3 protein-coding genes are annotated in these 5,297 nt (G+C 38.9%); all 3 read right to left on the minus strand.

Annotated features, from left to right (window positions below; translation table 11 throughout):
• Positions 1 to 1,113: SusD/RagB family nutrient-binding outer membrane lipoprotein (locus tag AWN68_RS11140; protein ID WP_172796063.1), on the minus strand; the 1,113-nt coding region annotated here is incomplete at its 3' end.
• Positions 1,114 to 1,124: 11 nt separating this feature from the next.
• Positions 1,125 to 4,223 (minus strand): SusC/RagA family TonB-linked outer membrane protein, encoded by a 3,099-nt coding sequence (locus AWN68_RS11145; RefSeq protein ID WP_084362840.1) that lies wholly within the window; start codon positions 4,221 to 4,223, stop codon positions 1,125 to 1,127.
• Between the two features lie 513 nt (positions 4,224 to 4,736).
• Positions 4,737 to 4,937 (minus strand): hypothetical protein, encoded by a 201-nt coding sequence (locus tag AWN68_RS11150; RefSeq protein ID WP_157716181.1) that lies wholly within the window; start codon positions 4,935 to 4,937, stop codon positions 4,737 to 4,739.
• Between the last annotated feature and the right edge of the window lie 360 nt (positions 4,938 to 5,297).

Raw genomic sequence — 5,297 nt, forward strand, 5'->3', positions numbered from 1 at the left:
GTGAATACCATCACCACCAAGTGTAGCAACTGTTGTCACTGGCTCGGCTTGATCATTATCATAGGCTCCTGCTGCAGGGTATGCTCCATAAGCAGTTCTCAATAATCCATCTGCTGGTGCAGCCGAATCATCACCATGGTCTCTGCCCCAATAGCCATCACCTGTATAACAGAAAGTGAAGTTTGGAGTACCTGCACAAGTAAGCTCAGTACCGACTGGGTCTCTCAAAGTTTGTCTATAGAAGTAGTATCTCAATCTAGGGTCTTGCACAGCAGAAGAATCTTTCATGTAAGAGATTAAGTTATTAGGTCTATACCCTGAAGCGCCTGTAGTATAACTAGCTGACATTAATGGATGTCTACTCTCGTTCACAACGGCCGTTACTCCATACTGGAATTCAAAGTCTTGGCTGTTATTTTGAATGTACTCTCCACCAGCTAAAATTGCGTCAATCTTAGTTTTTGAATCAGCAGCTGTTACCAATCTAGTGGTAAGCAACATTTTGATTTTAAAACTGTTGGCAAATCTTACCCACGCAGCTGCATCACCGTCATAATAGAGATCGTTTACGGGTCTCTTAGCGCCAGATTTCAAATTGGCTATTCCTTCATCAATCAGGTTATACATTGCTGTATAAATCGACTCACCAGAATCTAATGTTGGCTTTGGAATTGTTGGATCATTGGCTTCTGTATAAACAGCTTCACCAATAAGATCTACCATATTTACAAATAGGGTGGCTTTCATGATTTGTGCCATTCCTAAATGGAAGCCTAAACCATCTTCTTCAGCGATGCTCTCCAATACATTGAAGTTGGCATTGAAGTTATAAAGACTTGTCCACTCTCCATTCATTGCCGTAGTAGAGGTGACAGCATTATAGGTAGAAGCTAGCACTTCCATTCTCATGGAATTGTCTACTGACCCACCAAACGATCTATTCAAGTTTCTGAAATCGAGCTGCATTTCGTTCAATACAAAGTCTGGGCTAGCAGAAGAAAGTCCCAATGCATTTGGGTTTTCTATAAGCGATTCTAACTCCAAGGTTTCGCAAGAGATGACTAAGCTGAAAGCCATGATCATCCCTAGAGATTTTATTACTATGTTTTTCATGTTCTTCATCATTAAAATGTTACTCTAAGTCCTACTGAGAATTTTCTCATTGCGGGGTCAGAGATCCCTAGTTCACCAAATCCGTTTTCACCAGAAGTATTTGCTTCAGGGTCCAACCTAATTCCCTTAGGGAAATGCGGAGCATACCAGAATACGTTTTGAATGTTTCCTGTGATCGTTGCACTATTCAACCCTATTCGGTTTACCCATGTGTTAGGGAGGTTATAGTTAAGGTTAATCTCTCTTATTCTGAATACAGAAGCATCGAACATACTGTTCTCATAAGAAGTAAACGCGTTGGTAAAGTAAATGTCGTTCAAAGTCAACTGATACCTGTTAGGTATTTTATTACCAGACTCATCTTTCAATGGCTCTCCAGTAGTCACGTCACCATATACACCAGGCAGATAGAAAGAACCTTCTCTGTCTTCTGTATCAGTAGTAACACCTCTTTCATAAATACTAGATACATAACTTGTAGCTATATCACCTCCGTGCGTATATTCTAACTGAACGGTCAGGTTAAAACCTTTGTAAGTAAAACCGTGGATCATTGAATATCTGAAATCCGGGTTAGGATCTCCAGTTATTTTTTGATCTAAACCAACATCGCTACTGATAATAAAGTTACCATTGGCAGGGTTGATCAAGGCATTGCCTTCATCATCTCTTACAATATAAGTAGACCTAAACACGCCCAAAGGCTGTCCTACAATAGCCGTATTGTTTCCAGAGTATTCTACCAGCTCTTCAGGCAATGCTTTCACCGTAGTTTCATATGCAGTGAAGTTGTTTGTGATAGAGTAAGTTAGATTACCAGTTCTTACTGGGAATACCGTAACTCCTAATTCTAAACCTTCAGTATCGATTCTACCCGCATTAATTGAGGTGCTTGTAAAACCAGTTGATGGAGGAAGGTTTGAGCTAAAGATTTGATCTTCACTAATTCGGTTGTAATAACTCATGTCAATATCCAATAGACCATTGAAGAGTGTAGTCTCTATACCAAACTCAATTTCTTTTTGCCTTTCAGGCTTAAGATTTGGGTTGGGTTGAGTGCTTGAAACAAAGTTTGAAGTAATGTTACCGTCTGTGTCTGAAACAAATCGAATTGGGTCAGAACCAAGTGATGCTCTTGTTCTGTAAGAACCAGGGAAACCAGCAGAAGAACCGTAGCCTAATCTGAATTTCAAGAAGTCTACAAAATCAGGAACCATATCTGGCAATGCGTCCGACATGATGAATGAAGCAGAAGCACTTGGATAGAATAAGGAATTGTTTTCCTTTTCTACTTGAGAACCCCAATCATTTCTACCACTCAAGGTTAAGAAAGCATAGTCTCTAAAAGAAAGTTCAGTTTGAGCATAAAGCCCTAACACATTTGTTCTTTGTTTAGAATCTCCAGCCGGAGCATAAGACAAGAAGTTATCATGTCTAAAGAAACCAAATACCACTTGTTCAGTACTGTTGATTCCAAAGCTTCTTGTATTGATACTTCTCATGTTGAAACCTGCTTGACTCGTAATGGTTAAGTCTTCGTTAATTTCAAGTCCAGTAGTATTTAATAAGAAGTTATGGTCAAAGTTAGATCTTGTAAACGAAGACTGGTTGTAGAAACCAAGGCCTGCATTGTACCTTACTCCACCATAATTTTCTCTTTGGAAACTTTCTGTAACGTAGTTGTCATACCCTACACGATAGCCAAACTTCAAGAAATCTGTTATATCGTAGGTTAAACCAATTTTCATGAAAATTCTATTGGCATCAGAGCCGATTAAATGATTTTTCTGCTGCCATAACGGATTGTCCCTATCAGTTCTGTACCATACACTTGATCCATCAATTGGGCTTTCAAATGGAAGGCCATTCAAGTCCAAGTTTCTCGGTAAGAAAAGCGTTCTGCTGAAAATATCATTTGGCGGCTGGCGAAGTAAGTTATTGGTAAAAGTAAACGTACTCTGCAGGTTTAGCTTATCCGCTAACTTAGTATTTGCACTTAATGAAAGATTCAGTCTGTCAGATTTATTCGACTCGATGTAACCTCTTTCACTGTTGTACCCTACACTGAAACCAAGGCTGGTTTCTCCAATTCTCGCATTCCCGAGTAATGATGTGTTTCCACCACTTCCGTTATTGAAGAAATCTTTGATCTGGTTAGGATAGGCTTGATAAAGCACCTCTTGACCTTGGAATTGAGGAAATGCTTCAGCAAATCTAGCTTGATCTAAATGGTGTGGTACCATGAAATTATCATCGAACCTACCACCCCAGTTGCCAACAAAACCTACATTTGGCACATTGTCTGAACCTTGACCATAAGTATTTTGGAAATCTGGCAGTCCAGTAATCTGATTTATATAAAACTGCTGAGAAACAGTAATAGATAAATCCTGAGCAGCATTTGCTGATGCGGTTTTTGTTGTAAAAATGATTACCCCATTTCTACCTTCTTGACCATACAGTGAAGATGCCGCGAGTCCTTTTAAAACTTGTACATCTTCAATGTTATTGGGGTCTAAATCATCAATTCTGTTTCCTTCATAGAAAACACCATCAACAATGTAGAGCGGTTGGTTGTCTCCATTAATTGAAGATACACCACGAATAATAACATCACTCCTACTTCCTAGCATACCGCCAGTGGATGTGATTTGAACACCCGGTATTTTTCCTCTTAGGATGTTCTGAACGTTGGATTCAGGTCGCTGTTCAATACTTTCAGATTTCACTTCACTCAACGCAAAACCGAGTGCTCGTTTTTCTCTTGCAATCCCTTGGGCCGTTACAATAACGTCTCCTAATTTGGTTGCCTCCTCAGTGAGTTGAATGTCAACGACTGTCTGACTGCCGATAACTACTTCTTGAGTAACGTATCCGATAAAGCGGAAAACTAAAGTCGTCCCACTTTCAGGGATAGATAGTTGATACTTCCCGTCTGGGTCAGTAGGTACCCCAGTCGTGGTGCCTTTGATGACTACGGAAACATTTGGGATCGGTACCTGGTCTGCGGCTCCTACCACTCGTCCAGATATTGTCCGTTCCTGCCCGCTTAGTGCTGTTGTCAACAGCATTAAGACAAGGAACCGAAACAATTGTAATGGTCTCTTCATGTTGTTTTGTTTTTGTTTAAAATAGCTCTAAACCTAAGGAATAGATTATTATGCCAAAACGCCTTCTTGAATTGTGAGCACTCATTTATGAAGCTTATCACCAAATTATCTGCTGATAATATTGCATTATACAGGTGTTAGCTACCTTTGACTCGGTCGTGACAAGAAGGGATTGCTTCCAATACTGGCTGAAGATATAGCAGAAAAATTATATTGTTTACTCTAAAATGTATCTAGATTAAACCTATTGTCTTGGTAATTTAATTTGATGTCTAATTACCGCTAAAGTATTTTTGAATTTTGCATTGATTTATTCAGCGGCTAATTACCCTTATTGGTAAAGTGTTATTTTTTAATTCACAATAATGATGATTGGCAGGGTCTTAATGTTAGCGGTATTTCCGTTCATGTAAATATTAGCTTATAATTTAAACCTTTTCATTTTCCTTTTGTCCGCATTTTAGCTGCTTTAAATATGGAGCTTAAGTATGAATAAGATTGTTTTGACCTTGCTTACTTCAGATTATCTAGGTTAATATTCACACCGTTATAAAGCATATGGTCTCGAGCAATCATGGCGCCAGAAGGGATCTTTAGGTAGTTTTTCCAAGTGAACTCCATTCCTCCAAGCGGTAAAATGAATGGCTTATCTTCACCGAAAGCGATCGTTTTTATCCAAAAACTGCAGATAGCTTTTAACTCTTTTTCTTTCACTTTTAGCTGCAAGATTTCCTTAGGTAACACTCTAAATAGGAGTAAAAAGTTAAGAGTGTGGATCTAGTTTGATTTGTAGGGTATGTCTAAAACCATACGATTAACGCGTTATTCTTCTTGTGATATTTAGTTGATGGTCAATCGTAAGGCTATAGCTCTTTAAAGGTACTGCCCTTCGTAAAAAGATTGCCCCAATTGCAAAATGAATATGGCAGTCAGTTGTCGGATGGATTAAAAAAAGGGCTCCCTAATAATTAGAGAGCCCTTAAGTTAAATAAATAGTAAGACTATTGTTTAGTCAATCTTATTTCAGATCTAATGCTTGATAAAGCACCTCCTCCAGTATCAGCTCTAGTGTGA

The sequence above is a fragment of the Roseivirga echinicomitans genome (genome assembly GCF_001592935.1).
In the GTDB taxonomy this organism is placed as follows: domain Bacteria; phylum Bacteroidota; class Bacteroidia; order Cytophagales; family Cyclobacteriaceae; genus Roseivirga; species Roseivirga echinicomitans.

Bases quoted from the DNA above. Each gene is read 5' to 3' on its own strand.
- AWN68_RS11145 (WP_084362840.1), bottom strand. From the start codon at position 4,223: ATGAAGAGACCATTACAATTGTTTCGGTTCCTTGTCTTAATGCTGTTG.